General features: G+C 66.5%; 24 protein-coding genes. 16 read left to right on the top strand and 8 right to left on the bottom strand.

The window, feature by feature from the left end; all coding sequences use genetic code 11:
- Position 1 precedes the first annotated feature (1 nt).
- Positions 2 to 1,519 (bottom strand): long-chain-fatty-acid--CoA ligase, encoded by a 1,518-nt coding sequence (locus ACWEFV_RS18465; RefSeq protein WP_450071197.1) that lies wholly within the window; start codon positions 1,517 to 1,519, stop codon positions 2 to 4.
- 144 nt (positions 1,520 to 1,663) lie between these two features.
- Between ACWEFV_RS18465 and ACWEFV_RS18460 the strand changes: the two genes are divergently transcribed.
- The gene (locus ACWEFV_RS18460; RefSeq protein ID WP_450071196.1) at positions 1,664 to 2,851 is read left to right on the top strand and encodes a PucR family transcriptional regulator; all 1,188 of its coding nucleotides are present in this window, start codon (positions 1,664 to 1,666) and stop codon (positions 2,849 to 2,851) included.
- 1 nt (position 2,852) lies between these two features.
- Here the strand turns inward: ACWEFV_RS18460 and ACWEFV_RS18455 are convergent, their stop codons facing one another.
- Positions 2,853 to 3,914, bottom strand: a complete 1,062-nt coding sequence (locus tag ACWEFV_RS18455) for an agmatine deiminase family protein (protein WP_450071239.1) — start codon at positions 3,912 to 3,914, stop codon at positions 2,853 to 2,855.
- Between the two features lie 60 nt (positions 3,915 to 3,974).
- Positions 3,975 to 5,528, bottom strand: a complete 1,554-nt coding sequence (locus tag ACWEFV_RS18450; protein WP_450071195.1) for a succinic semialdehyde dehydrogenase — start codon at positions 5,526 to 5,528, stop codon at positions 3,975 to 3,977.
- Between the two features lie 127 nt (positions 5,529 to 5,655).
- Between ACWEFV_RS18450 and ACWEFV_RS18445 the strand changes: the two genes are divergently transcribed.
- Positions 5,656 to 6,051, top strand: a complete 396-nt coding sequence (locus ACWEFV_RS18445) for a VOC family protein (protein WP_135452309.1) — start codon at positions 5,656 to 5,658, stop codon at positions 6,049 to 6,051.
- On the opposite strand, the gene ACWEFV_RS18440 is transcribed toward ACWEFV_RS18445, so the two are convergent.
- The gene (locus ACWEFV_RS18440; RefSeq protein ID WP_450071194.1) at positions 5,988 to 6,713 is read right to left on the bottom strand and encodes a DUF6597 domain-containing transcriptional factor; all 726 of its coding nucleotides are present in this window, start codon (positions 6,711 to 6,713) and stop codon (positions 5,988 to 5,990) included. The genes ACWEFV_RS18445 and ACWEFV_RS18440 overlap by 64 nt on opposite strands.
- A 42-nt stretch (positions 6,714 to 6,755) precedes the next feature.
- Here ACWEFV_RS18440 and ACWEFV_RS18435 point away from each other — a divergent pair, with 42 nt between their 5' ends.
- Positions 6,756 to 7,310, top strand: coding sequence for a helix-turn-helix domain-containing protein (locus ACWEFV_RS18435; RefSeq protein ID WP_450071193.1), 555 nt, complete (start codon positions 6,756 to 6,758; stop codon positions 7,308 to 7,310).
- On the opposite strand, the gene ACWEFV_RS18430 is transcribed toward ACWEFV_RS18435, so the two are convergent.
- A complete protein-coding gene (locus ACWEFV_RS18430; protein WP_450071192.1) occupies positions 7,296 to 8,270 on the bottom strand; it encodes an NAD-dependent epimerase/dehydratase family protein in 975 nt (324 codons plus the stop codon). The two genes, ACWEFV_RS18435 and ACWEFV_RS18430, sit on opposite strands and share 15 nt — an antisense overlap.
- A 37-nt stretch (positions 8,271 to 8,307) precedes the next feature.
- On the opposite strand from ACWEFV_RS18430, the gene ACWEFV_RS18425 reads away from it, so the two are divergent.
- Positions 8,308 to 9,471 (top strand): NADH:flavin oxidoreductase, encoded by a 1,164-nt coding sequence (locus tag ACWEFV_RS18425; protein ID WP_450071238.1) that lies wholly within the window; start codon positions 8,308 to 8,310, stop codon positions 9,469 to 9,471.
- On the opposite strand, the gene fadD17 is transcribed toward ACWEFV_RS18425, so the two are convergent.
- Genes fadD17 through ACWEFV_RS18410 form a run of 3 tightly spaced genes read right to left on the bottom strand, consistent with a single transcriptional unit; the run spans position 9,468 to position 13,271 of the window.
- Entirely contained in the window at positions 9,468 to 10,979 is a 1,512-nt protein-coding gene (gene fadD17 / locus ACWEFV_RS18420) for a long-chain-fatty-acid--CoA ligase FadD17 (protein ID WP_450071191.1), read from the bottom strand. The two genes, ACWEFV_RS18425 and fadD17, sit on opposite strands and share 4 nt — an antisense overlap.
- 2 nt (positions 10,980 to 10,981) lie before the next feature.
- Positions 10,982 to 12,079, bottom strand: coding sequence for an acyl-CoA dehydrogenase family protein (locus ACWEFV_RS18415; RefSeq protein ID WP_135452320.1), 1,098 nt, complete (start codon positions 12,077 to 12,079; stop codon positions 10,982 to 10,984).
- Positions 12,080 to 12,092: 13 nt separating this feature from the next.
- Entirely contained in the window at positions 12,093 to 13,271 is a 1,179-nt protein-coding gene (locus tag ACWEFV_RS18410) for an acyl-CoA dehydrogenase family protein (RefSeq protein WP_135452322.1), read from the bottom strand.
- 165 nt (positions 13,272 to 13,436) lie between these two features.
- On the opposite strand from ACWEFV_RS18410, the gene ACWEFV_RS18405 reads away from it, so the two are divergent.
- The 12 genes from ACWEFV_RS18405 (at position 13,437) to ACWEFV_RS18350 (ending at position 25,213) form a co-directional block, all read left to right on the top strand.
- On the top strand, positions 13,437 to 13,628 hold the full coding sequence (locus ACWEFV_RS18405) for a ferredoxin (protein WP_036391771.1): 192 nt from the start codon (positions 13,437 to 13,439) through the stop codon (positions 13,626 to 13,628).
- A gap of 12 nt (positions 13,629 to 13,640) precedes the next feature.
- Positions 13,641 to 14,558 (top strand): 3-oxoacyl-ACP reductase, encoded by a 918-nt coding sequence (locus ACWEFV_RS18400; RefSeq protein WP_135452324.1) that lies wholly within the window; start codon positions 13,641 to 13,643, stop codon positions 14,556 to 14,558.
- 272 nt (positions 14,559 to 14,830) lie between these two features.
- On the top strand, positions 14,831 to 15,595 hold the full coding sequence (locus ACWEFV_RS18395; protein WP_135452326.1) for an MlaE family ABC transporter permease: 765 nt from the start codon (positions 14,831 to 14,833) through the stop codon (positions 15,593 to 15,595).
- Positions 15,592 to 16,434: an ABC transporter permease gene (locus tag ACWEFV_RS18390; protein WP_135452328.1), complete on the top strand. Its 843-nt coding sequence runs from the start codon at positions 15,592 to 15,594 to the stop codon at positions 16,432 to 16,434. Before ACWEFV_RS18395 ends, ACWEFV_RS18390 begins: the two co-directional genes overlap by 4 nt.
- Positions 16,435 to 16,449: 15 nt before the next feature.
- On the top strand, positions 16,450 to 17,655 hold the full coding sequence (locus ACWEFV_RS18385; RefSeq protein WP_135452330.1) for an MCE family protein: 1,206 nt from the start codon (positions 16,450 to 16,452) through the stop codon (positions 17,653 to 17,655).
- Positions 17,655 to 18,704 (top strand): MCE family protein, encoded by a 1,050-nt coding sequence (locus ACWEFV_RS18380; protein ID WP_450071190.1) that lies wholly within the window; start codon positions 17,655 to 17,657, stop codon positions 18,702 to 18,704. The genes ACWEFV_RS18385 and ACWEFV_RS18380 overlap by 1 nt, the downstream gene beginning before the upstream one ends.
- Positions 18,697 to 19,755 carry an MCE family protein gene (locus tag ACWEFV_RS18375; RefSeq protein WP_135452335.1) on the top strand — a complete coding sequence of 353 codons (1,059 nt, stop codon included), beginning with the start codon at positions 18,697 to 18,699 and terminating at the stop codon, positions 19,753 to 19,755. Before ACWEFV_RS18380 ends, ACWEFV_RS18375 begins: the two co-directional genes overlap by 8 nt.
- Complete coding sequence (locus ACWEFV_RS18370; protein WP_450071189.1) at positions 19,752 to 21,137, top strand: MCE family protein; 1,386 nt, start codon at positions 19,752 to 19,754, stop codon at positions 21,135 to 21,137. Before ACWEFV_RS18375 ends, ACWEFV_RS18370 begins: the two co-directional genes overlap by 4 nt.
- Positions 21,134 to 22,330, top strand: a complete 1,197-nt coding sequence (locus ACWEFV_RS18365; RefSeq protein WP_135452341.1) for an MCE family protein — start codon at positions 21,134 to 21,136, stop codon at positions 22,328 to 22,330. Before ACWEFV_RS18370 ends, ACWEFV_RS18365 begins: the two co-directional genes overlap by 4 nt.
- Complete coding sequence (locus ACWEFV_RS18360; protein ID WP_450071188.1) at positions 22,330 to 24,030, top strand: MCE family protein; 1,701 nt, start codon at positions 22,330 to 22,332, stop codon at positions 24,028 to 24,030. The genes ACWEFV_RS18365 and ACWEFV_RS18360 overlap by 1 nt, the downstream gene beginning before the upstream one ends.
- Positions 24,030 to 24,728, top strand: a complete 699-nt coding sequence (locus ACWEFV_RS18355) for a mammalian cell entry protein (RefSeq protein WP_450071187.1) — start codon at positions 24,030 to 24,032, stop codon at positions 24,726 to 24,728. Before ACWEFV_RS18360 ends, ACWEFV_RS18355 begins: the two co-directional genes overlap by 1 nt.
- A complete protein-coding gene (locus tag ACWEFV_RS18350; protein ID WP_135452347.1) occupies positions 24,728 to 25,213 on the top strand; it encodes a mammalian cell entry protein in 486 nt (161 codons plus the stop codon). The genes ACWEFV_RS18355 and ACWEFV_RS18350 overlap by 1 nt, the downstream gene beginning before the upstream one ends.
- Positions 25,214 to 25,331 lie beyond the last annotated feature (118 nt).

Genomic DNA, 25,331 nt, shown 5'->3' with positions numbered 1-25,331 from the left:
TCTATCGTGTGCTTTCTTCGGGAGTGGCGGGGACTGTGATGTCGCGGCGCTGGATCTTTCCGGTGGGCCCCTTGGGAAGGGCATCGACGATCCAGACGCGGCGGGGGTACTTGTAGGCGGCGACCTGTCGCTTGACGAAGTCGCGCAGTTCCTCTGGTTCGGCCTCGGCACCGGTCTTGAGGGCGACGGCCGCACCGACTTCCTCGCCGAGGGTGTCGTGCGGGATGCCGATGACGGCGGCCTCGGCGACCGCCGGGTGTTCGTAGAGAACCTCTTCGATCTCGCGCGGATAGATGTTCAGCCCGCCGCGGATGATCAACTGCTTCTTACGATCGACGATGTAGAACAGGCCGTCGGAATCGGTCTTGCCGATGTCGCCGGTGGAGAACCAACCGTCGGCCGAGATCGCCTGGGCGGTCGCCTCGGGCAGGTTCCAGTAGCCCTTCATGACGTTGTGGCCGCGGACCTGGACTTCGCCGGCCTCACCCGCAGGAAGCTCGCGCCCGTCGTCGTCGACGACGCGCATCTCGACACCCTCGATCGGGGTACCGATCGAACCCGCCTTGCGGACCCTGTCGGGATGGTTGAAGCACGCGACCGGAGAGGTCTCGGACAGTCCGTAGCCCTCCAGAACCTGGCAGCCGAACCGCTTCTCGAAATCGGCCAGCACCTGCACCGGTAGTGCGGCGCCGCCGGAAGCGCAGACCCGTAGGGTCGCGGTGGCCGACTCGGGGTACTCCGGTGCCACCGCGAGTAGCGCCGAGTACATCGTCGGCACACCTTCGAAGACGGTGACGCCGAAGCGCTCGATCATCTGAATCACAGCGTCCGGGTCGAACCGCGGGATCAGGGCCAGAGTCGCGCCGGCCAGGACCGCGCACTGCAGACCGCACGTCAGGCCGAACACATGGAACAGCGGCAGGGCGCCCATGATGACGTCGTCTTGGCCGATCTGGACCAGCGTGCGCATCGTGACTTCGGCATTGCGCTGCAGCCCGCCGTGGGTCAGTTCGGCGCCCTTGGGCTTTCCGGTGGTGCCCGAAGTGTGGAGGACGACCGCGGTGTCGTCGTCCTCGCGGGAAACCGGGACGGCCTGCTCGGGCAGGCCCTCGATCAGTTCGGCCAGCGAAGCGTCGTCGACCAGCCAGACGGTGGCCGCTGCCGCGACGGCACCCGTGGTCGCCTCCCCGGCGAAGGCCGGTGTCGCGAACAAGGCCTTGGCGCCGGTGTTGGACAGGTAGAACTCGATCTCGCGGGCTTTGAGCAGTGGGTTCATCGGCACTGCGACGGCGCCGCGGCTCATGATGCCGTAGAAGATCACCGCGAATGCCGGGCTGTTCGGCAGCATGATGCCGACCCGGTCGCCAGGTTCGATGCCGGCCCGGTCGAGGAAGGTGGCCACCCGGGCAGCGGCACTGGCGAACTGGGCATAGCTCACGGTGGTCTCCCCGCACCGCAGTGCGGGGTGTTGTGGCACCCGCTGCGCGGCGGCCACGAGATTCAGGCTGAGGTTGGACAAGGCTGGCTCCGTTGATCTGGCGGTTTTCCGATAGATCAAGCGTGGAGCCGGCGAGGTGTGAACTCCATGGGGCCGGCCACAACGTTGAGGTCGTTGTGGTGTGAGCGCCCACATCACCGGGCCCGGCGGACTTATCGTGGCGTTATGGCTGTTGTGCCGCTCGATCCGCACATCGCGCTGCTCGTCAAGACCATGGTCGCGCGTGCCGACGATCTGGCCGACGCGATGGGCGAGGCAATCCGTGAAGCAGTCAGCTTCTACGCCACGAACGCCGGGATAGTGACGTCCGACGAGCTGCACCGCAGTTGCCTGTTGCAGATGTCCTACATGTTGGAAGCGCTCACAGGTGACGGTGATGCCGACGTATCCGCCGCCGAGGACGTAGGCGTGCAGCGCGCCGTCGCCGGCGTGCCGCTCGTCGCGGTGATGTCGGCCTACCGGGTGGGCTTCCGTTTCATCTGGGAGACGTCACTGGCCGAGGCGAAGAAGCTCGGCATACCCGCGGAGTCCATCTTGGCCGCCGCATCCCAGATCCTCATCGCGCAGGAGACCTTCACCCAGGCGATGACCGGGGCCTACCGACAGGAGCTCGCCCAGCAGGTGCTCGGCAAGGAAGAGGAGCGCTCGGCGTTGGTCGAGGCGATCCTCATGGGCCGGATCACCGACACCCAGAATCTGTGGGATGCCGCCGACATCCTGCGCCTTCCTACGGCCGGGCCGTATGTCGTTGTGGCGGCGCAGGTTCCGAGTATCGGCCGGACCGGATTGCCCGAGATCGAGAATCGCCTGGACGCCCGCGACATCAAATCGGCCTGGAGGCTGTTGCCGGATCTGCAGGTGGGCATCGTTCATCTGCGCAGGCCGTCGGCACACGAGGACCTGCTGGAGGTGCTGCGGGGGCTGGCGTCGGCACGGGTCGGCGTGAGCCCGTCGTTCCGCGACCTGTCCGAGACGGGGGAGGCGTTGCGGTTCGCCCGACTGGCGATCGCAGGCAAGGTTTCCGACGACGGCCTGGTCCGGGTTTTCGACGATTCGCCGCTGGCCGTGGCGGCGGTCGCCGCCCCTGACGTCATGCAGCGGATCAGCCGCGACATGCTCGGCGCGCTCGACGGCCTGCCCCCTGAAGAACGGGCCACGCTGACCGAGACGTTCGAGGCATGGCTGGACGCCGGCGGCTCCACGAACGAGACCGCAGCCAGGCTCTTCGTCCACCCCAACACCGCGCGGCACCGCTTGCACCGCATCGAGGAACACACCGGCAAGTCCCTGAACCGGCCGCGGGACATCGCCGAACTGTGCCTGGCGTTCGAGGTGTACCGCCGGTTGCCCTGACCTAGTCGGCAGGCTCCTGTTGCGTGGTGCAGTGGATGCCGCCGCCGCCGGCCGCGATGCCGTCGATGTTGATCTGCACGACACGGCGGTCGGGGAAGAGCTGCTCCAATTTCTGCCTGGCCGCGGTGTCGGCTTCCGGATCGCCGAATTCAGGGGCGATCACACCGCCGTTGCAGACGTAGAAGTTGATGTAGCCGGCCGCGAAGTCGTCGGATTCGAACTCCGGCCGGACCGTATCGGGGCCATCGATGACCACGACGTCGAGTGGCCGGCCTTTCGCGTCGGTCGCTTGCCTGAGGATGTCGAGATGGCGTGCGGTCACGTCGTGGTCCCAGGATGCCGGGTCCGGATCGAATCCGGCAACGACCACCCCGGGCCGGGCGAAGCGCGCATAGAAGTCGGTGTGGCCGTCGGTGATGTCCTTGCCCGCGATGCCGGGCAGCCAGATGATCTTGTCGAGCCCGAGCAGCGGCCGTAGCTCGTCCTCGACATCGGCTTTCGACCATCGTGGGTTCCGGTTCGCATTGAGCACGCAACTCTCCGTGATCAGTGCGGTGCCGTCGCCGTCCACCTCGATGCCACCGCCCTCGAGGACGAGGTCGGTGGGTAGCGCCTCGACACCGGCCCGGGCCGCCACGAAGTCGGCAACATCGGCGTCGTGATCGAAGTCCTGCTTCTCGCCCCAGCCGTTGAAGTTGAAGTTGACGCCGGCCTTTGTCCCGTTGCCCTTCACGAACACCGGTCCGGTATCCCGCATCCACAGATCGTCGAGCGGTGCCTCCACCAATTCCACAGTGGGCCCGACAATCTCGCGTGCCAGATCGCGGTCCTCGGCGCGGACCAGCATGGTGACCGGCTCGAACTGTGCGATCGTCCGGGCGATCGTCCCCAGGTTGCGGCGTACCTCGGGCAGCAGCGGGGCACCCCAGATCGCCTCGCTCGCGCCGAAAGCCATCCAGGTCCGTTTGTGCGGGTCGCCCTCGTCGGGCATCCGCCAGGTGCGTTGATCCCCGCCGGCGGGGTCACTCTCCTGGCGGGCGGGTTCGGTGCACCCCGCCGCCAGGGCCGCACCGATCACGGCCGCGCCGGACCGGAAGAACTGTCGCCTGAGCACCGGCGTCGTCTAGCGACCGGGCAGCTTCTGCAGCGCCCGGATCATCGGGGTGAGCGCCTTCTGCCACACCGTCTGCGAGATCCCCAGCGGCGGATCGAGGTTCATCACCCGCGCGGTGGAGACGGTCTGGGATTCCGTGTACTTGAGGATCCCGTCGGCGCCGTGGCGGCGTCCGACACCGGAGGCCTTCATACCGCCCATCGGGGCCGCGGTGCTGCCGAACGCCAGGGCGTAGCCCTCGTCGACATTGACCGTGCCGGAATTGATCCGGGCAGCGATCGCCTCACCCTCGGACTTCGATCCGGCCCACACACTGGCGTTGAGGCCGTACTCGGTGTCGTTGGCCTTCTCGACGGCCTCGGCAACGGAGTCGACCGGGTAGATCGACACCAGCGGGCCGAAGGTCTCGTTGCGCGCGCATTCCATCTCGTCGGTGACAGCGGTCAGCACGGTCGGCTCGAAGAACAGCGGGCCGATGTCGGGACGCGCATTGCCGCCGGCAACCACCGTGGCGCCCTTGGCCTTCGCATCATCGACATGACCGGACACCGTCTTGATCTGATCTTCGGAGATCAGGCTGCCCATGTCGGCGGTGAAGTCGTAGGCCGCCGACAGGTTCATGTTGCGGACCTGCTCGGCGAACTTGGCGGTGAACTCGTCGGCGACGTCTTTCTCGACGTAGATCCGTTCGATCGAGATGCACAGCTGACCGGCATTCGAGAAGCAGGCGCGGGTGGCGGCCTTGGCGGCCACCTTGAGGTTGGCGCCCTTGGTGACGATCATCGGGTTCTTGCCGCCGAGTTCGGCGGAGAACCCGATCAACCGGCGGCCGCACTGCTCGGCGAGTGCCCGCCCGGTGGCCGTCGAACCGGTGAACATCATGTAGTCGCAGTTCTCGACGATCGCGGTACCGACCACCGAGCCCGGCCCGGGCACGACCGCGAACAGGTCGCGCGGCAGCCCGGCCTGATACAGCAGTTCGGCGTTGGCCAGCGTGCAGTACGGGGTCTGGCTGTCCGGCTTGACCACCACCGCATTCCCGGCGAGCAGGGCCGGGATCGAGTCCGAGATCGACAGGGTCATCGGGTAATTCCAGGGCGAGATCACGCCGATGACGCCCTTGGGGTGGTGGTTGACCACGGTCTTGACGAATCCCGGCAGTAGACCCTGCACCCGCTTCGTGGACAGCAGCCGGGACGCCTCGCGGGCGTAGTAGCCCGCGTTCAAGATCATGTCGACGATCTCTTCCTGCGCGGCTGAGCGGGCCTTGCCGGTTTCCGCCTGGGCCACATCCATCAGGAAGTCGCGATTCTCGGCCAGCAGTGCGCCGAAGCGCTTGATGATGGCCGCGCGCTCCTTGACCGGGCGCTGCGCCCACTGTGCCTGCGCGGCGCGGGCTTTGGCGAAGGCCGCAGTCACGTCCTCGGCGGTGCCGACCGGGATGGTGGTCAGCTCCTTGCCGGTGAACACCTCATCGATCGGCTTGGACTGCCGGGCTTCGACGTCGTCGATGGCGACGAGCGCGCGCAGGCGGGCGAACTCGGCGGCGGACGGAGCGGGCATCGGGGACTCCCTACTGGCAAGTAACTAACAGTCAGGCCCAACCTACTCGGTACCGGCGGTCCGACAAAGGCACAGCTTGTCCGATCTGTTCACGACTCACGGTGGTCCTGCGTTCTAACCTGCGGGTATGTCGTTGAACCTGAACTCGGTCGTCATCGAGATCGTCACCGGAGACCTGCCCCGATCCCTGGACTTCTACCGGCTCCTCGGACTGGCGGTTCCCCAGCCGGACGGGCCGCACGTCGAGGTGGCGTTGCCCGGCGGAAGCCGGCTCGCGTTCGACACCGAGGAGGTGATCGCCGGAATGCATCCCGGCTGGACACCTCCGACCGGGGCCGGACGGGTTGCGTTGGCCTTCGGGCTCGACGCTCCCGCCGACGTCGACGAGCTCTACGAGCGGCTCACCGGTGCCGGGTACCCGGGAACGCTCAAACCGTTCGACGCGCCCTGGGGGCAGCGCTATGCCACCGTCGAAGATCCCGACGGGACCTCGGTGGACCTGTTCGCGGCGTTGGGAAGCTGACGGAGCTGGGCTAATCCGACCCCGGCCAGGGCGCGGACCTCGCGGTGCAGGTGTGGCTGGTCGGCATACCCGGCCTGTGCCGCGACCGTGCCGGCGCTCAGACCGGTGCCGATCAGCCTGACCGCGCGACGGAACCGGAGAATGCGGCGCAGCGTCGCCGGCCCGTAGCCGTAGACGGCCGCGCACTGCCGCTGCACCGTCCGGTTCGACCAGCCGACGTGGCGTGCTGCCGCGGTGACCGATTCGCCGGCCGCCAGCCGGCGCGTGATGTCGTGAAGCGCCGGCAGCGGCCACGGCGCGGTCTCGCCTCGGGGCGGTTGGGATGCCAGCGTTTCGGCAATCTCTTCGAGTGTGCCGCCCTGGTCGATGCTGTGCAGTTCCCGCAGGTCGACCCGGGTGTCGCACAGTTCGGACGCCGGGACGCCGAGCAGGCGAGGCAGGGCCCCCGGCCGAAACCGCAACCCCTGCAATGGATTTCTGCCGCCCGCGGCGATGAACGCCGTGGTGTCGGGGCCGGCGACGACGATCGTGTCGTCCATCTGGATCAGGTCCATGCACCCGTCGGGCAGAATCCGGCCGGGTTCGGCCGGCCCGGTACGGACCCACCGGCGCTCCACGAGTTCGCGCAGGCGCGGCGGCGGATCCTGTTCGCGGTAGCCCACGCCCCCGACGCTACCCGCGCGACCATGCGGTTGAATCGGGGAATGGCCGGGCGACCACGCGACACGTCGATCGACGAGCGGGTGCTTGCGGCCACGCGTGAGCTGCTGGTCGAGGTGGGCTGGGACGACTTGAGCGTTCGGTTGGTCGCGGCGCGCTGCGGGGTGGGCAGGTCCAGCCTGAACCGGCGGTGGGCGTCGAAAGCCGAATTGGTGCTGCACGCGATACTCGGCGAATCACCCGATATGTCACCGTTTTCCGGTACCGATTTGGCCGGCTGGATCGACTGGGTGGTGCGCGGCAGTCATCAGCTGTTCGTCCGTCCCGATGTCAGTGCGGCGGTGCCCGGGTTGCTGCTGGCGCTGCGGGAGAACGCCGCGCTGCGCAAGGCGCTGTGGGACGGGTTCAGTGGGCCGGCTATCGAGATGTTCGCTGACAGGGGATACGGATCGGAGTCCGAAGCCAGGGCTGCGCTGTCGATGGCGGCCGGGGCGGCGCTGTTCACCACCACGGTGGCGACCGACGACGATTCGCCCGAACTCCAGCAGCAGCTGGTGCGGTTGCTCAGCCGGGCCCTGGGTGTCTCACCGGCCGAATGAGGCCAAGATGGCTTCCTGCGGCGAACGCCACGCCTCGATACCCAGATCGGCGAGTGTGCTCCTGTCGTCGGTGGGGGTGGCTGCGGTCAGCAGCAGCGCCGCTTCGTGGCTGATCCCGTCACCGAGCGGCAGCACCCCGCCGAGCAGATCCGAGCACCAGCCGATGCCGCGGAAAACGCTCCCCGGCAGCGGGATTCGTCGGATCTTGCGCCCGGCGCCTCGTTCAAGCACATCGATCATCTCGTTGAACGACACCATCACGCCGCCGCACACATAACGCTTGGGTCCGCGTCCCGGCATCATCAGCCGCTCGTGCACCAGCGCGACATCACGCACGCCGATCATCTGCATGCCGCCGGTCATCCGGGGCGCCAGACCGGCTTTGACGATCGGCGCCCACCCCCGCTCGGTGACCCCGGCGGCGGTGAAGTAGGCCGGGCCCACCACGCTCGACGGGTAGGTGACCACGACCGGGGCCCCGGCATCTTGCAGTCGTCGGGCCACCCGATCGGCATAGGCCTTGGTCTGGGCGTAGGGGCTGCGGCCCGGCGCCGGCGGGGTGTCGGCGGAGATCACCCCGTTCGGCGGTGGGAACAGTGAGCTGTAGCTGCTGACCGAGACGATGGGATCGAGCCCGGCCTCGACGGCGCGGTTCAGCACGGCCTCGGTGGCGTGCGCGTTGATCTCCCACATCAGGCGTTCGCGACGCCGGTCGGTGCCGACGATGCCCGCGGCGTGGATCAGGGCGTCGCAGCCCGACAGCAGCCGCCCGACCGTATCGCTGTCTCGGATGTCGCCCTCGAGCACAGCCATCTCACCGAGTGCGGCGAGGTGGCCGATGACTTCGTCGCCTCCGCAACCGGGTGCGACGAGCAGGCGGATCCGGTGGCCCGCCTCCAGCAGGCCTCGAACGGTGTAGGCCCCGAGATAGCCGGTGCCCCCGGTTACTGCGATATGCATGATCCGTCTCCCGCGTGGCTGGTATATTTCGATGCCAATGGTATCGAAACCGTTCACACCGATGCGGCTGGGGCCGTTGACCCTCAAGAACAGGTTTATCAAGGCCGCGACGTTCGAGGGCGTCATGCCCCGCGGCCAGGTAACCGATGACCTGATCGACTTCCACACCGAGGTGGCCCGCGGCGGCGCGGCGATGACCACCGTCGCCTACTGCGCGATCTCGCCCGGCGGCCGGGTGCATCGCGACACCGTCGTCCTCAACGTCGAGACGGTGCCCGCGCTGCGGCGGCTCACCGAAGCGGTGCACCGGGAGAAGGCACTGGTCTGTGCCCAGATCGGACACGCAGGTCTGGTCGCCAATACGCTGTCCAACCGCGCGCGCTCGCTCGCACCGAGTACCCGGGTCAGTGCGCCGGCAATGGGGCTGGTGAAGGCGGCCACACCGGAACAGCTCGACACCGTGGTCGACCAGTTCGGCGTGGCCGCCCGCAACGCTGTCGAGGCGGGGTTCGACGCTGTCGAGATCCACATGGGCCACGGCTACCTGCTGAGTTCGTTCTTCAGCCCCAACCTCAACAAACGCCGCGACGAGTACGGCGGCAGCACCGCCGGACGCGCAGAACTGGCCCGCCGCGTCGCCGAGCGGGTCCGCGCCGAGGTCGGCGAGTCCATCGCGGTAACCGCGAAATTCAACATGGACGACGGTGTGCGCCGCGGCTTCTGGCTCACCGGCAGCCTGCCCACTGCGAAGCTGTTGCAGGCCGACGGGCATCTGGACGCCCTGCAACTGACCGGTGGCAGCTCCCTGCAGAACCCGATGTACTACTTCCGCGGCGATGTACCGCTCGACGAGTTCATCGCCTCCCAGCCCACAGTGGTGGGGTTGGGCCTGCGGGTGCTCGGACCGCGGCTGTTCAAGACCTATCCCTTCGAAGAGGCGTTCTTCCTGCCGCTGGCTCGCCAGTTCCGTGAGGCGCTGACCATGCCGCTCATCCTGTTGGGCGGCATCAATGAGCTGGCCACTGTGCAGACGGCACTCGACGAGAGCTTCGAGTTCGTCGCGATGGCCCGGGCGCTGCTGCGAGATCCCGCTCTGGTCAACCGGTTTCAAGACGGCACGGCGGCCGCCGGGCTGTGTGTGCACTGCATGAAATGCATGCCGACGGTGTACAGCGGCACCCGCTGCGTGGTGCGTGGTTAGCGGGAGATGGGCCAGACCGGGTCGGCGCACTCGGTGCCCTCGGCGGTCAACTGCCGCTTGATCACCTTGAACGTCTCGGTACGTGGCAACGCGGGGCCGATCCGGACATACGACGGCCACTGCTTGGGTCCCAGATCGGATTGCTCGGCCAGGAATGCCCGGAACTTGCCTGCGTTGAACACCGCATCCCCGGCCAGCACCAGCGCGGCCATCACCTGATCGCCCACATCGGGGTCAGGAATCGGATACACCGCCACCTCGGCGACATCGGGGTGGCGCAACAGGATCCGTTCGATCGGCGCGGTTCCCAAGTTCTCGCCGTCGACCCGCATCCAGTCGCCGAGGCGCCCGGCGAAGTGCGCGTAGCCGTTCTCGTCGACGTAGGCCAGGTCTCCGGTGTGGTAGACGCCGCCGGTCATCCGGTCCGCCTCGGCGTCGGGATCGTTGTAGTAGCCGCGGAACCAGCCCGCGCCGGTCGGGTTCACCAACTCGCCGACCACCCCGGGCGGGCACGGCTCGCCGGTGTCCACATCGACGATCGCCACCTGGTCGGTGAGCGGGCCGAGGGCGCCTTCGGGGGTGTCGGGGGTGCGGGCGATCGCGACACCGCCCTCGCTGGAACCGAATCCGTCGACCACGGTCACCCCGAACCGCTCGGCGAACCGGCCGATATCCCGCTGCGCGCCCTCGTTGCCGTAGAGGATTCGTAGCGGATTGTCGGCATCGTCGGGGGCCGGTTCGGTGGCCAGGATGTAGGACAGCGGCTTGCCGACGTAGTTGGCGTAGGTGGCGCCGTAGCGCCGGATGTCGGGCATGAAACCGGATGCGGAGAACTTGCGCCGCAACGCGATCGACGCGCCGGCCGCGGCGGCGACGGCCCAGCCGGCCATGATCGCGTTGGAGTGGAACAGTGGCATCGACAGGTACACGGTGTCGGCCGGACCCAATCCGAATCGGTCGGCCAGCATCCAGCCGGGAAACGCCACCTTGTCGTGGGTGACCCGAACGGCCTTGGGGTCGCCGCTGGTTCCCGAGGTGAAGATGAGCATGAACAGGTCGTCGGCCGACAACTCGGCGAACGTCACCGGGGTGTCCCGATACGACGCGAGTTCGGCTGCCCAGTCGGCGGATTCGACATCGATGAAATCCACCCCGGGCGGGACCGCGTCGGGATTGTCGGTCAGCACCAGCTGACAATCGGCCTTGGCGATGTCGCGGGCGAGTGCCTCACCGCGGCGGGTCTGGTTGAGCCCGACGGGTACCAGCCCGTTCAGGCCCGCGGCCACCAGCAGGCTGGAGAAGAACGTGGTGTTGCCGAGTAGCGCCCCGACGTGCGGGGGTTTGGTGGGGTCCAACCGTGCCCGCAGCGCCGCGGCCAGTTGTGCACCGGCAGCGATGTGGTCGGCCCAGCTGACGAACGAATCCTCTTGGTAAAGGCCACGATCGGTGACCTCGGCCAGCGGGACCAGCAGCTCGGTGACGGTCGGCCTGGCGGTTGGACCCCCCATCCCTAGACCGGGGTGTCCGCGAGTTCGCGGCCGATGCGCAGCAACTGCCCGGTCGCCCCACCGAGACCGAACTCGGTCTGCTTGGCGGTCAGGAAGTACCGATGGATCGGGTGATCCATGTCGATACCGACCCCGCCGTGCACGTGCACCGTGGTGTGTGCGACGCGATGCCCGGCCTCGGCGGCCCAGAACGCCGCACTGGCGACATCGATGTCGGCGGGCAGATCCTCCGACAGTCGCCAGGCAGCCTGGGTCAGCGTCAGGCGCAGGCCCTGGATGTCGATGTAGCCGTCGGCCAGCCGCGACGAGACCGCCTGGAAGCTGCCGATCGGCCGGTCGAACTGCTCGCGCTCGCGGGCGTATTCGGATGTCAGCTCCAGTGCCCGCTCCAGCACGCCGAGCTGGAAGGCGCTGCGGCCCAACGCCGCATGCGTGGTCAGCCACTGAGCAACATCGGCGCCGCCGACGACGCGGGCGGCGTCCACCGTGGTGCCCTGCAGCTCCAGATGAGCGACGCTGCCCTTGCCGGTGGTGCTCAGCACGCTGACCGTCACGCCCGGATCATCGCCGGAAACCAGGAAAACGCTGACCCCGGAATCGGTTTCGGCCGGCACCAGGAACGCGTCCGCGATCGGTCCGTAGCTCACCTGGGTGCGGGTGCCGGTGAGCCGGTAGCCCGAACCGTCGGCCTGAGCCTGAACCGGTCCCTGGCCCATCTCGCCGTCCAGGGCCACCGCCAGGATCTTGTCGCCCGCCACGGCCGGTGCCGCCCACCCGGTACGCAGATCCTCGGACCCGAACGCGGCCAGCGCGCCGGCGCCGAGCACCACCGAATCCAGGTACGGCACGGCGGCCAACTGGCGGCCCAGCGCGGTCAGCACGGCGGCCTGCTCGAGCACGCCGAATCCACCGCCGCCCACCGACTCCGGCGCCGCGGCCGACAGCACGTCGGCTTCGGCCAGCTTGGCCCACAGATCCGCGTCGAAACGCTGCTCCAGCGCGTCGAGCTCACGCTGGCGTTCGGGGGTGCACACCGACTCGGTGATGGTGCGCACCAGGCCACCCAGATCGGCGGCCGCTTCGGTCGTCTTGAAATCCATTGGTGTGCCGTCCTTACCGGTTCACTCGGGGCAGGCCGAGCGCGACCATGCCGATGATGTCACGCTGAATCTCGTTGGTGCCGCCGCCGAAGGTCAGGATCAGCGCCGAGCGGTGGAACCGCTCGACGCGGCCGCGCAGCAGCGCGCCCTTGCTGTCCGGGCGCAGCGTGGCCGATGTGCCCAGCACCTCCATCAGCAGGCGGTAGGCCTCGGTGGCCAGCTCGGTGCCGTACACCTTGGCCGCCGACGCATCCGCCGGGGACGGGGCCTCGGTAGCCGAAGACAGTTTCCAGTTGATCAGCTTGAGCACCTCGGCCTTGGCGTGCACCCGGGCCAGATTGAGCTGAACCCACTCGGAGTCGATCAGCCGCTTGCCGTGCACGTCCTTGGTGTTCTGCGCCCACTCCCGGACCCCGTCCAGCGCAACATAGATCGGCTGCGACGACACCAGCGCGACGCGCTCGTGGTTGAGCTGGTTGGTCACCAGCTTCCAGCCGGCGTTCTCCTCGCCGACCAGACTGGTCACCGGGACGCGCACGTCCTGGTAGTAGGTGGCGCTGGTGTCCACACCGGACATGGTGTGCACCGGTGTCCAGGAGAAACCTTCGGCCGTGGTCGGCACGATCAGCATCGAGATGCCGCGGTGCTTCTTGGCCTCGGGATTGGTGCGCACCGCCAGCCATACGTAATCCGCGTAGGCGATCAGGCTGGTCCACATCTTCTGGCCGTTGATGACGTAGTCGTCACCGTCGCGCACCGCGGTGGTGCGCAGCGCCGCCAGGTCGGTGCCTGCGCCGGGCTCGGAGTAGCCGATGGCGAAGTGCAGCTCGCCGGAGGCGATCTTGGGCAGGAAGAACTTCTTCTGTTCCTCGCTGCCGAACGCCATGATGGTCGGCGCCACGCTGTTGAGGGTCAGGAACGGCACCGGTACGCCCGCGATGGCGGCCTCGTCGGCGAAGATCAGCGACTCCATCGGGGAGCGACCCTGACCGCCGTACTCCTTCGGCCAGTTCAGCGTCAGCCAGCCGTCCTGCGCCAGTTGGGAGACGGTCTCGCGGTAGACGTTGCCGCGTCCCATCTCGCCCTCGGACGAGCTGAGTGCCTCTACCCGCTCGGGCGTCATCAACTTGGAGAAGTATGCGCGCAATTCGCGGCGCAGCTCCTCCTGCTCGGGGGTGTAACCGATCCGCATTCCGCTGCATCCTTACTGCTTGAGAGACCTGAGTTCTTACCTCGTTGTAACACGTTCTAGTCTTAGGATCCAGGCCGGTGCCTGACGGGTATCAGTCAGGTGTGGTCGTATTCTGTGGCTGCACGCACGCAGCCCCGTGCGCGCGCACGTCGTGAGGAGGTCGCCATGCGAGTAGAAGTTGACCGTGATCGCTGCGAAGGCAATGCGGTCTGCGTGGGTATTGCCCCTGATTTGTTCGATCTTGACGACGACGACTATGCCGTGGTCAAGTCCGATCCGGTGCCTGCCGACCAGGAGGATCTGGCCGAGCAGTCCATCGCCGAATGCCCCCGTGCAGCCCTGATCCGAAAAGACTAGAGGTATTCATAAATGACCGACGACGCTCAGATCGATCTGTCCGGAAAAGTTGCCGTGGTCACCGGCGCGGCTGCGGGCTTGGGCCGTGCCGAAGCCATCGGCCTGGCGAAGGCCGGGGCGACCGTGGTGGTCAACGACATGGCCGGTGCGCTGGATGCCTCTGACGTCCTCGACGAGATCGCGGCCGCCGGCTCCAAGGGTGTCGCGGTGGCGGGGGACATCAGCCAGCGCTCGACCGCCGACGAGCTGGTCGCGACCGCCGACGGTCTGGGTGGCCTGAGCATCGTCGTCAACAACGCGGGCATCACCCGTGACCGGATCCTGTTCAACATGAGCGACGAGGAGTGGGACGCGGTCATTGCCGTGCACCTGCGCGGCCACTTCCTGCTGACCCGCAATGCCGCGGTCTACTGGCGCAACAAGGCCAAGGCGGGGGATGGCACCGTCTACGGCCGGATCATCAACACCTCGTCGGAGGCCGGACTCTCGGGTCCGGTCGGCCAGCCCAACTACGGTGCCGCCAAGGCGGGCATCACCGCGCTGACGGTGTCGGCGGCCCGGGCCCTGGAGCGCTTCGGCGTACGGGCCAACGCGATCGCGCCGCGGGCCCGCACGGCCATGACCGCCGGCGTCTTCGGCGACGCGCCCGAGGCGGCCGACGGCCAGGTCGACCCCCTGTCGACCGACCACGTCGTCACACTGGTCCGATTCCTGGCCTCGCCTGCGTCCGAAGCCGTCAACGCTCAGCTGTTCATCGTCTATGGTCCAACTGTCACGTTGGTCGCGCCGCCCACAGCGGAGAAGCACTTCACTGCGGACTCCGATGCCTGGAACCCGGCAGACCTCAGCGGGACACTGCACGATTACTTTGCTGATCGTGACCTGGGACGTGGATTCTCGGCCACCGAACTGATGGCCTCACGAGACTGACGGTCTCGTTGAGGGTGGTTTAACGCAACTGGAACAAGTTCTAGTTGCTAGTACATCTAACGTGTCCTGAGCTGGGAAAACCGCTGTTGAAGCTAATAATTTGAATTCTTTGACAGTGCGAACATGTTCTAGTTAATATGATCCGGCTCACTAAGAGCGCAATAAGACCAAGGGGTGGGAGGGCAGCCACGACATGTGGCCGTCAATTTTTCGCTAACGCGAGTTTCCGCAAAATTTTCCCCCATCCGAGTACCCCGAGAACGGAGCCCAGGTTGATCGAACAGCTTGCGGTTCCGGCCCGGGCCGTGGGCGGCTTCGTCGAGATGTCCTTGGACACCTTCGCCAAGATGTTCCGTCGACCGTTCCAGTTCAGGGAGTTCCTGGATCAGACCTGGATGATCGCCCGGGTCTCGCTCGTGCCGACCCTGCTGGTCGCCATCCCGTTCACGGTCCTGGTCGCGTTTACGCTCAACATCCTCCTTCGCGAGATCGGTGCTGCCGACCTGTCCGGCGCGGGCACCGCCTTCGGCACCATCACCCAGCTCGGCCCGGTGGTGACCGTGCTGGTGGTGGCCGGTGCAGGCGCCACGGCGATCTGCGCCGACCTGGGCGCCCGGACCATCCGCGAAGAGATCGACGCCATGCGGGTGCTTGGCATCGATCCGATCCAACGACTCGTCGTCCCCCGCGTGCTGGCGTCGATGTTCGTCGCGCTGTTGCTCAACGGCCTGGTCTGTGCGATCGGCATCGCCGGCGGCTACGCCTTCTCGGTATTTCTCCAGGGGGTGAACCCCGGCGCGTTCATCAACGGCCTGACCGTGCTGACCGGGCTCGGCGAGCTCGTGTTGGCCGAAATCAAGGCACTGCTGTTCGGCGTGGTGGCCGGCCTGGTCGGCTGCTACCGCGGGTTGACCGTCAAAGGAGGCCCGAAGGGTGTCGGTAACGCAGTGAACGAAACGGTGGTCTACGCATTCATCTGCCTGTTCGTGATCAACGTGATCATGACGGCTATCGGGGTCCGGGTGCTTGTGCGATGAGCTATGACGCCACCCTCCGCTTCAGGCGGCTGTTCCGCAGTGTGCCCAAGACCGTCGACAACATCGGCGAGCAGGCACTGTTCTACGGCGAGACCATGCGGTACCTGCCCAACGCGGTCAACCGCTACCGCAAGGAGACCATCCGGCTGGTAGCCGAGATGACCATGGGCGCAGGCGCCCTGGTCATGATCGGCGGAACCGTCGGTGTTGCGGCGTTCCTCACCCTGGCCTCCGGCGGCGTGATCGCGGTGCAGGGTTACTCGTCGCTCGGCAACATCGGCATCGAGGCCCTGACCGGCTTCCTGTCGGCGTTCCTCAACGTGCGCATCGTGGCACCGGTGATCGCCGGTATCGCCCTGGCCGCCACGATCGGCGCGGGCGCCACCGCTCAGCTCGGCGCGATGCGGGTGGCCGAGGAGATCGACGCCGTCGAAGCGATGGCGGTCCATGCGGTGTCCTATCTGGTCTCGACCCGACTGCTGGCCGGCCTGATCGCGATCGTGCCGCTGTACTCGCTGTCAGTGCTGGCCGCGTTCTTCGCCGCGCGGTTCACCACGGTGTTCATCAACGGTCAGTCGGCGGGTCTGTACGACCACTACTTCAATACGTTCCTGATACCCAGCGACCTGCTCTGGTCGTTCCTGCAGGCGATCGTGATGGCGATCGCGGTGATGCTCGTGCATACCTATTACGGCTACAACGCATCCGGCGGTCCGGTTGGTGTGGGCATTGCGGTCGGTCAGGCCGTGCGCACCTCACTGATCGTCGTCGTCACCATCACGCTCTTCATCTCCCTGGCCGTATACGGCGCGTCCGGCAACTTCAACCTTTCCGGGTAGGTGGCAGGAATTCCTATGGCAGACGCACCTTCCAAGCACCGTCGTCATGTCAGAATCGCCGCTGCGATCCTGGCTGCGATCGTGGCCGCCGCAGTGGTCTTCACCTACCTGTCCTACACGGCGGCCTTCACGCCGACCGACACCGTCAGCCTGACCGCGCCGCGGGCCGGCCTGGTGATGGAGCGCGACGCCAAGGTGAAATACCGCGGCATCCAGATCGGCAAGGTCACCGACATCGCCTACGCCGGTAATGAGGCGAAGCTGACGCTGTCCATCAAGCGCGGCGAGATGCGCTACATCCCGTCCAACGCCACCGTGCGGATCGCGGGCAACACGATCTTCGGTGCGAAGTCGGTGGAGTTCCAGCCGCCTGCGCAGCCTCAGCCGACCTCGCTGCGCCCGGGTAGCACGGTGGCTGCCAAGGACGTGCAGCTCGAGGTGAACACGCTCTTCCAGACGCTGTCGGATGTGCTCAACAAGATCGACCCGGTCAGCCTGAACGCCACCCTCACCGCACTCGGCGAGGGCTTGCGCGGCCATGGTGACGATGCGGGCGCGGCCTTGTCAGGCTTGAATTCTTACCTGCAGCAACTGAACCCGAAGTTGCCGACGCTGCAGGAGGACTTTGCCAAGGCCGCGGTGGTGGCCAACATCTACGGCGACGCCGGACCGGACCTGGCCCGGATCGTCGACAACGTGCCGGCGCTGAACAAGACGATCGTCGACGAGAAGACCAATCTCAACGCCACGCTGCTGGCGGCCACCGGGCTGGCCAACAATGGCACCGCCACCCTGGAACCGGCGGCTGACGACTACATCGCGGCGATCCAGCGGTTGCGGGCACCGCTTAAGGTCCTCGGCGACTACTCCCCGGAGTTGGGTTGCCTCCTGAAAGGCATGGCAATCAGCGTTGATCGGTTCGCCCCGATCATCGGCGGTATCCGCCCAGGACTGTTCGTCAACTCCAACTTCCTGCCGGGGTCCCCGGGCTACACCTATCCCGAGAGCCTGCCAATGGTGAATGCCTCCGGCGGACCGAACTGCCGCGGCCTTCCCGACGTGCCCACCAAGCAGTACGGCGGTACCTGGTATCACAGCCCGTTCGTGGTCACCGACAACGCGTACGTTCCGTACCAGCCGAACACCGAGGTGCAGTTCGACGCACCCGCGACGCTGCAGTTCTTGTTCAACGGCGCGTTCGCAGAAAGGGACCGATTCTGATGGCGTCCGGCGCGGGTACTGATCGGACCATGCTCAAGGTCGGCATCTTCACGGTTGCGATGCTGCTGGTGGCGGCCATGCTGGTGGTGGTCTTTGGCGAGTTCCGCTTCGCCGCGGCCCACGGTTACCACGCCACGTTCAGCGAGGCGTCGCGGCTGAAGGCCGGGCAGGACGTCCGCATCGCCGGGGTTCCGGTGGGCAAGGTCAACGCGGTGAAGCTCAACTCCGACAACACCGTTGATGTCAGCTTCGACGTCAACAAGCGGTATCAGCTCTACACCTCGAGCCAGGCCAAGGTGCGCTACCTGAATCTCGTCGGCGATCGTTTCCTGGAGATCACCTCGGGCCCAGGGGAACTGCGCAAGCTGGCGCCCGGCGGGACAATCCCGGCCCAGAACACCCAGCCGGCCCTGGACCTCGATGCGCTGTTGGGCGGATTGCGGCCGGTGCTCAAAGGACTGGACGGCGCGAAGGTCAACGAGATCTCCAATGCGGTGATCGAGATGCTGCAGGGCCAGGGCGGCGCGTTGGCGAACATGCTGACCAGCACCGGCGCTTTCACCCAGAACCTGGCCGCCCGCGATCAGCTCATCGGCGACGTGATCACGAACCTCAACACCGTGCTGAGCACGGTGGACGAGAAGGGCTCTCAGTTCGACACCAGCGTCGACGAGCTGCAGAAGCTGATCACCGGTCTGGCCGAGGGGCGCGATCCGATCGCCGGTGCGATCGCTCCGCTGGCCTCGGCCGAGAACGACCTGACCGACATGCTGGAGAAGTCCCGCCGTCCGCTGCAGGGGGTCATCGAGAATGTCCGCCCGCTTGCGCAGCGCCTGGACGAGCGGAAGGGCGATGTCAACAAGGTCATCGAGCCGCTGGCCGAGAACTACCTGCGGCTCAACGCACTCGGAGCCTACGGCTCGTTCTTCAACATCTTCTACTGCTCGGTTCGGTTGAAGGTCAATGGACCGGCAGGCAGCGACATCCTGATTCCGTTCGGCGGCCCGCCGGACCCGTCCAAGGGGAGGTGTGCGCCGACGAATGAGTAGTTCGCGTGAGTCGAATCCCGTGCGCACCGGGATTCTCGGCATCTTCGTGGTGGCGTGTCTGGTCCTGGTGTCGTTCGGCTATACCGGCCTGCCGTTCTTCCCGCAGGGCAAGCAGTTCGAGGCTTATTTCAGCGATGCCGGCGGGATCTCGCCGGGCAACGACGTCAACATCTCGGGCATCACGGTCGGCAAGGTCACCGGGATCGCCCTGGCCGGCGACGCGGCCAAAGTCAAGTTCACCGTGGACCGCAACATCAAGGTCGGCGACCAATCGCTGGTGGCGATCAAGACCGATACGGTGCTCGGCCAGAAGTCGCTTTCGGTAACTCCGAAGGGCGTCGGTACGTCGACGGTTATCCCATTGGGACGCACCACGACTCCGTACACGCTGAACACTGCGCTGCAGGATCTCGGGCAGAACGTCAGCGAGTTGGACAAGCCGAAGTTCGAGCAGGCGCTGCAGACGTTGACCGACACGTTGCGTGACGCCACCCCGCAGTTGCGCGGTGCACTGGACGGCGTCACGAACCTGTCCCGCACCATCAACAAGCGGGACGAGGCCCTCGAGGGGTTGTTGACCCACGCCAAGCGGGTGTCGGATCTCCTGGCCAAGCGAGCCGGGCAGGTGAACCAGCTGCTGACCGACGGCAATCAGCTGTTCGCCGCGCTTGATGAACGCCGACAGGCGCTGAGCAATCTGATCGCCGGTATCGACGATGTGTCGCGTCAGCTTTCGGGATTCGTCGCCGACAACCGCAAGGAGTTCAAGCCTGCGCTGGAGAAGCTCAATCTGGTGATGGACAACCTGCTGGAGCGGCGCGAGCACATCGGCGAGGCGCTCAAGCGCTTGCCGGGGTATGCCACCGCGCTGGGCGAGGTCGTCGGCTCCGGTCCGGGCTTCCAGATCAACCTGTACGGCCTGCCGCCGGCCGGGATGGCCGAGGTGCTGCTGGACACCTACTTCCAGCCGGGCAAACTGCCCGACAGCCTGTCCGATATGTTGCGCGGCTACATTTCCGAGCGGACGATCGTTAGGCCGAAATCGCCATGACCCAACAGAATTCGGTATCCGGTCGCAACCGGTGGTTGCGCATTGCGCTGACCGCAGTGCTGCTGGCGGTCCTCGCCGTCGGCGTGTACCAGGTGTGGCCGTCACGCACCGGCCCCAAGCTCACCGCGTACTTCACCAACGCTGTCGGGTTGTACCCCGGCGACGAGGTGCGGATCGTCGGCGTGCCGGTGGGCACGATCGACTCCATCGAACCGCGGCCTTCGGATGTCAAGATCGAGATGACCCTGGACCGCGGCGTCAAGGTGCCTGCCGATGCCAAGGCGCTGATCCTGTCGCCGAACCTGGTGTCGGCCAGGTTCATTCAGCTGACTCCCGCCTACACGGAGGGCGACGTGATCGCCGACGGCGCGTCGATCGGACTCGATCGCACCGCCGTGCCCGTCGAATGGGACGAGGTCAAGGAGCAACTCACCCAGCTCAGTTCGCAACTCGGACCGCAGGCCAACTCGGTGCAGGGCCCGATCGCGGCGTTCGTCGACCAGGCCGCGACGACGTTCGACGGCAACGGCGACTCGTTCCGCAATGCGCTGCGTGAGTTGTCCCAAACCGCTGGGCGGCTGGGAGATTCGCGTACCGATCTGTTCGGCACGGTGAAGAACCTGCAGATCCTCGTCGACGCGCTGTCCAACAGCAACGAACAGATCGTGCAGTTCACCAATCACGTGGCGTCGGTGTCGCAGGTGCTGGCGGACAGTGCCAGTGGTCTCGACGAGACCCTGGGCACGCTGAATCAGGCCCTCGGTGACGTCCGCGGTTTCCTGAACGAGAACAACGATGCGCTGATCGCCCAGGTGGGCAAGCTGGCCGACTTCACCCAGATTCTCACCGACCACAGTGACGACATCGAACAGATCCTGCACGTCACGCCCAACGGCCTGGCGAACTTCTACAACATCTACAACCCGGCGCAGGGCACCGTTGGTGGGCTCCTGACCCTGCCGAACTTCGCCAACCCCGTGCAGTTCCTGTGCGGCGGCAACTTCGACACCGGCACCACCCCGGACAACTACAAACGCGCCGAGATCTGCCGGCAGCGGATGGGTCCGGTGCTGCGCCGCATCACGATGAACTATCCGCCGGTGTTGTTCCATCCGATCAACAGCATCACTGCCTACAAGGGGCAGATCCAATATGACACCCCCGAAACTGAAGCAAAGTCGGAGACGCCGGTGCCTTACCTGCAGTGGCAGAACGCTCCTGGCGTCACCCCGCCGCAGATCCCGCCGGACGCGACGCTGAGCTCGTTGATCCTGCCACCGGATGCACCGGCGCCCGCAGCCGGAACTGGGGTAGGACCCGCACCTGGACCCGCGCCGGCGCCTGCCGCGTCTGCACCCGCTGAGGCTGGTGCCGGCGGATGACGAAGGGTAAAGCATTGAGGGGCAAGGCATCACGGATCGGTGGCCGCACGCTGGCGATCGGCAGCGGCGCGGTGCTGCTGGCCGGCTGCCAGTTCGGCGGACTCAACTCGCTGAACATGCCGGGTACCGCCGGGCACGGGCCCGGTTCCTACACCATCACCGTGCAGTTGCCCGATGTGGCGACCCTGCCGCAGAACTCGCCGGTGATGGTCGACGACGTCACCGTCGGCAGCGTGTCGGGTGTGGATGCGATCCAGCGCTCGGACGGCACCTTCTATGCGGCGGTGCAACTGTCGCTGGATGGTGACGTGAAGCTCCCGGCGAATGCCGTTGCGCGCGTTGCCCAGACATCGCTGCTCGGCTCCCAGCACATCGAGTTGGCCGAACCTGTCGATCGACCGGCCGAGGGGCGCCTGGTTCAGGGTTCCAACATCTCGCTGTCCCAGAGCGATCGTTATCCGACCACCGAGGAAGTGCTCTCATCGCTGGGCATGGTGGTCAACAAGGGCAATCTCGGTGCGCTGCAGGACATCACCGATGAGGCCTACGCGGCGGTCGCCGGGCGGGCCGGCACCTTCGCCGATCTGATCCCGCGGCTGGCCGAGTTGACTTCCTCGTTGGATCGGCAGACCAACGACATTATTGCCGCGGCCGACGGGTTGAACCGGTTTGCTTCGATCCTGGCCCGGAGCCAGGACAGCCTGGGCCGCACGCTCGACACGCTGCCCGGCGCGCTCAAGGTGCTCAATGACAACCGGTCCAACATCGTCGAAGCCTTCACCGCGCTGCGCGGCTTCGCCCAGGTCGGCTCGCGGATTCTGTCGCAGACCAAGGACGATTTTGCGGCCGATATGAAGGATCTCTATCCGGTGATCAAGGCGCTCAACGACAACGCTGACGACTTGATCAAGAACCTGGAGTTCATTCCGACGTTCCCGTTCCACTACAAGTATCTGCGCCAGGCGGTGCGAGGCGACTACTTGAACGTGTACGTCACCTTTGACCTGACCCTGCGCCGGTTCGGTGAGTCGATCTTCACCACCGGGGGCTTCGACCCGAACATGAAGCACCTCAGTGAGGTGATCAATCCGCCGGACTTCCTGACCGGGGCGATGGCCAACCTGTCCGGCCAGGCCGCCGATCCGTTCAAGATCCCGGCCGGAACTGCCACCCAGCACGAGGAGAAGCCGTAATGATCGACCGGCTCACCCGTATGCAGCTGATGATCTTCGGGGTCGTCACCGTCCTGACCGTCGGTGCGATTTCGCTGTTCTATCTGCACCTGCCCGCTGCGGTGGGAATCGGCACCTATCACGTCAACGCCAACTTCCTGGCCGGTGGCGGGATCTACCAGAACGCCAATGTCACCTACCGCGGTGTCACGGTGGGACGGGTGGATTCGGTGGGCCTGGCAACCGATGGCGTGGTCGCCAGGATGCAGCTGAACAGCAACACGGCGATCCCGGACAATGTGACCGCGACAGTGAAGAGTGTCTCGGCCGTCGGTGAGCAGTACATCGATCTGATCCCGCCGGAGTCACCGTCGACCAACAAGCTGCGCAATGGCGCCACCATCGAACAGCAGAACACCCGGGTCGGCCAGGACATCGCCGGGTTGCTGCACGAAGCCGACACCCTGGTCAGCAGCATCGGCAACAGCCGTTTGCAGGATCTGCTGCGTGAGACATTCAAGGCGTTCAACGGGTCGGGGCCGGAGCTGGCTCGGCTGATCGAATCGTCACGGCTGCTGATCGACGAGGCCAACGCCAACTACGGTCAGACCACTCAGCTGATCGACCAGGCCGGGCCGTTCCTGGAAGCGCAGATACGCAGCGGCGACAACATCCGGTCGTTGGCCGACGGGTTGGCCCGTTTCACCGGCGAGGTCAACAAGGCCGATCCGCAGCTGCGCACCACCCTCAAGACTGTTCCGGGCGCCACCGAGGCTGCCAATACCGCGTTCACTGGTATCCGGCCGACGTTCCCGGTGCTGGCGGCCAACCTGGCCAACGTCGGCCGGATCGGCGTGATCTACAGCAAGTCGATCGAGCAGGCGCTGGTGGTCTTCCCGGCGCTGATCGCTGCGCTGCAGACCGTGGCCGGCGGGGCACCTGCCGACGAGGGCGCCAAGCTGGACTTCAAGATCGACCTGCAGGACCCGCCGCCGTGCTCGACAGGCTTCATCCCGGCGACCTCGATCCGGTCACCGGCCGACGAGACGCTGCGCGAGCTTCCGCCCGATCTGTACTGCAAGACCGCGCAGAATGATCCGGCAGTGGTTCGCGGTGCGCGTAACTACCCGTGCATGGAGTTCCCAGGAAAGCGGGCACCCACCATCCAGCTGTGCCGCGATCCCAAGGGCTATGTGCCACTGGGCAGTAACCCCTGGCGCGGTCCGCCGGTGCCCTACGGGACACCGATCGAGGACGGGCGCAACATCCTGCCGCCCAACAAGTTCCCGAACATCCCGCCGCAGGTCGATCCGGACCCGGGCCCGCCGGCGGTGCAGTTGCCGCCCGGGGTTCAACCAGGGCCGGGCCCGGCGCCGCACGCGCCGTTCCCGCTACCGGTGCCGCCCAACAAGCCGGGAACACCGCCGCCGCCGTGGCCGTACTTCGCGCCGCCGGACCAGATCGTGCCGCCGTACGGCCGGACGCCTCCGGGAGCACCCGAAGCCGCACCGGCGCCGGAAGCGCCGGCACCGGCTCCTGAAGCGCCCTTGCCGGCCGAGGCACCACCTCTGGCCAGCGCTCCCGGGATCGGCACCTACGATCAGCACAGTGGGGTCTTCGCAGACGCCGAAGGAGGCACCGGTGTGTACGCAGCCGGCGCCGACAAGTTGGCACCCGCGGAGACCTGGGTAGACCTGATGCTGGATCCAAGGCAGGCTTGATGACGGAAGAAACGGCCTCGAACCAGAGGCCGGTGCGTAGGCGCGCGTCCAGGGCGGCCGGCCCGACCGGGGCCGCAACCGCCGTAGAGGTGACGACACCCACCGTGGTGGTCGATTCATTGACCAGCACGGCGACCAGGGCGCCGCAACTGACGCCACTCAAGGCGCCGCCCCGGCGACGTGCCCACGGCAGCCTGGTGGCGTTGGTGGCGGTCCTGGTCCTCGCGGTGTCCACCGCGGCGCTGGGAGTGCTGGCCTACGTCATGCGCGATCAGCAGCATGCGGTGGATGCCGTGCAGGCCCGCGACGAGAACTTCGTCGCCGCCGGTAAGCAGACCGTGATCAACATGTTCAGCTACACCCAGGACACGATCGACGAGAGCGTCAACCGCTTCATCGACGGCACCAGCGGCCCACTGCGCGACATGATGAGCCAGGGGAGCAACGCCGACAACCTCAAGGCGCTGTTCCGTGATACCAATGCGAGCTCGGAGGCGGTGATCAACGCCGCGGCGCTGGAGAAGGTCGACGAGATCGCCGGGAACGCCTCGGTGCTGGTGGCGGTGCGCGTCACGGTCACCGACGTGGACGGCGTCAATTCTCCGACCCGGCCGTACCGCCTGCGGGTGATCGTTCACGAGGACGACAACGGGCACATGACCGGATATGACCTCAAGTACCCCGACGGTGGAAACTGATGCGCTCGAAGCTCTTTGGCCTGCTGATCGGCCTTCTGACGGTGGCGTTCGTCGCGCTGGGAGCAGTCGGCGGATCGCTGTACTGGAACCGCGTGACGCAACGCGGCCAGGAGGCCACCCGGGCCGAGTTGCCCGCCGTGGCGGCCGATCAGATCCCGAAGGTGTTCGGCTACGACTATCAGACCGTCGAGCGCAGCTTGATGGAAACCTATCCGCTGCTCGCCCCGGACTTCCGGCAACAGTTCGAACAGGACGCGACCGCCAAGGTCATCCCTGAGGCACGCAAGCGTCAGCTCGTCGTCCAGATCAGCGTCGTCGGCATCGGCGTCATGACCGCAGAACGCGAGTCGGGATCGGTGCTGGTGTACATGAACCGCACGGTGACAGATCAGTCTCGCCAGCCGTTGTACGACGGCAGCCGGTTGAAGGTCGACTACCGCAAGATCGGCGGGGACTGGCTGATCAACGCGATCAACCCGATCTAGACATTGGACGGTAACTGGACACGTCGGGGCGCTCACCCGCTCGACGTGCAACTCGCGCTGCACTGAATCGGCGCAGGCGGCATCGCCGCCACGGGGAGTTTGGTCCCCGCCTTCACTC

This window comes from Mycobacterium sp. NPDC004974, from assembly GCF_053600815.1.
The sequence above is the reverse complement of the archived record's forward strand: the minus strand, read 5'-3'. Positions and strand labels throughout refer to the sequence as shown.

What these genes read in the sequence shown, in the direction of transcription:
- ACWEFV_RS18460 (WP_450071196.1), top strand. Translation starts at nt 1,664, where the DNA reads ATGGCTGTTGTGCCGCTCGATCCGCACATCGCGCTGCTCGTCAAGACC.
- ACWEFV_RS18450 (WP_450071195.1), bottom strand. Translation starts at nt 5,528, where the DNA reads ATGCCCGCTCCGTCCGCCGCCGAGTTCGCCCGCCTGCGCGCGCTCGTC.
- ACWEFV_RS18445 (WP_135452309.1), top strand. Translation starts at nt 5,656, where the DNA reads ATGTCGTTGAACCTGAACTCGGTCGTCATCGAGATCGTCACCGGAGAC.
- ACWEFV_RS18435 (WP_450071193.1), top strand. Translation starts at nt 6,756, where the DNA reads ATGGCCGGGCGACCACGCGACACGTCGATCGACGAGCGGGTGCTTGCG.
- ACWEFV_RS18430 (WP_450071192.1), bottom strand. Translation starts at nt 8,270, where the DNA reads ATGCATATCGCAGTAACCGGGGGCACCGGCTATCTCGGGGCCTACACC.
- ACWEFV_RS18425 (WP_450071238.1), top strand. Translation starts at nt 8,308, where the DNA reads ATGGTATCGAAACCGTTCACACCGATGCGGCTGGGGCCGTTGACCCTC.
- fadD17 (WP_450071191.1), bottom strand. Translation starts at nt 10,979, where the DNA reads ATGGGGGGTCCAACCGCCAGGCCGACCGTCACCGAGCTGCTGGTCCCG.
- ACWEFV_RS18415 (WP_135452320.1), bottom strand. Translation starts at nt 12,079, where the DNA reads ATGGATTTCAAGACGACCGAAGCGGCCGCCGATCTGGGTGGCCTGGTG.
- ACWEFV_RS18410 (WP_135452322.1), bottom strand. Translation starts at nt 13,271, where the DNA reads ATGCGGATCGGTTACACCCCCGAGCAGGAGGAGCTGCGCCGCGAATTG.
- ACWEFV_RS18405 (WP_036391771.1), top strand. Translation starts at nt 13,437, where the DNA reads ATGCGAGTAGAAGTTGACCGTGATCGCTGCGAAGGCAATGCGGTCTGC.
- ACWEFV_RS18400 (WP_135452324.1), top strand. Translation starts at nt 13,641, where the DNA reads ATGACCGACGACGCTCAGATCGATCTGTCCGGAAAAGTTGCCGTGGTC.
- ACWEFV_RS18390 (WP_135452328.1), top strand. Translation starts at nt 15,592, where the DNA reads ATGAGCTATGACGCCACCCTCCGCTTCAGGCGGCTGTTCCGCAGTGTG.
- ACWEFV_RS18385 (WP_135452330.1), top strand. Translation starts at nt 16,450, where the DNA reads ATGGCAGACGCACCTTCCAAGCACCGTCGTCATGTCAGAATCGCCGCT.
- ACWEFV_RS18380 (WP_450071190.1), top strand. Translation starts at nt 17,655, where the DNA reads ATGGCGTCCGGCGCGGGTACTGATCGGACCATGCTCAAGGTCGGCATC.
- ACWEFV_RS18375 (WP_135452335.1), top strand. Translation starts at nt 18,697, where the DNA reads ATGAGTAGTTCGCGTGAGTCGAATCCCGTGCGCACCGGGATTCTCGGC.
- ACWEFV_RS18370 (WP_450071189.1), top strand. Translation starts at nt 19,752, where the DNA reads ATGACCCAACAGAATTCGGTATCCGGTCGCAACCGGTGGTTGCGCATT.
- ACWEFV_RS18365 (WP_135452341.1), top strand. Translation starts at nt 21,134, where the DNA reads ATGACGAAGGGTAAAGCATTGAGGGGCAAGGCATCACGGATCGGTGGC.
- ACWEFV_RS18360 (WP_450071188.1), top strand. Translation starts at nt 22,330, where the DNA reads ATGATCGACCGGCTCACCCGTATGCAGCTGATGATCTTCGGGGTCGTC.
- ACWEFV_RS18355 (WP_450071187.1), top strand. Translation starts at nt 24,030, where the DNA reads ATGACGGAAGAAACGGCCTCGAACCAGAGGCCGGTGCGTAGGCGCGCG.
- ACWEFV_RS18350 (WP_135452347.1), top strand. Translation starts at nt 24,728, where the DNA reads ATGCGCTCGAAGCTCTTTGGCCTGCTGATCGGCCTTCTGACGGTGGCG.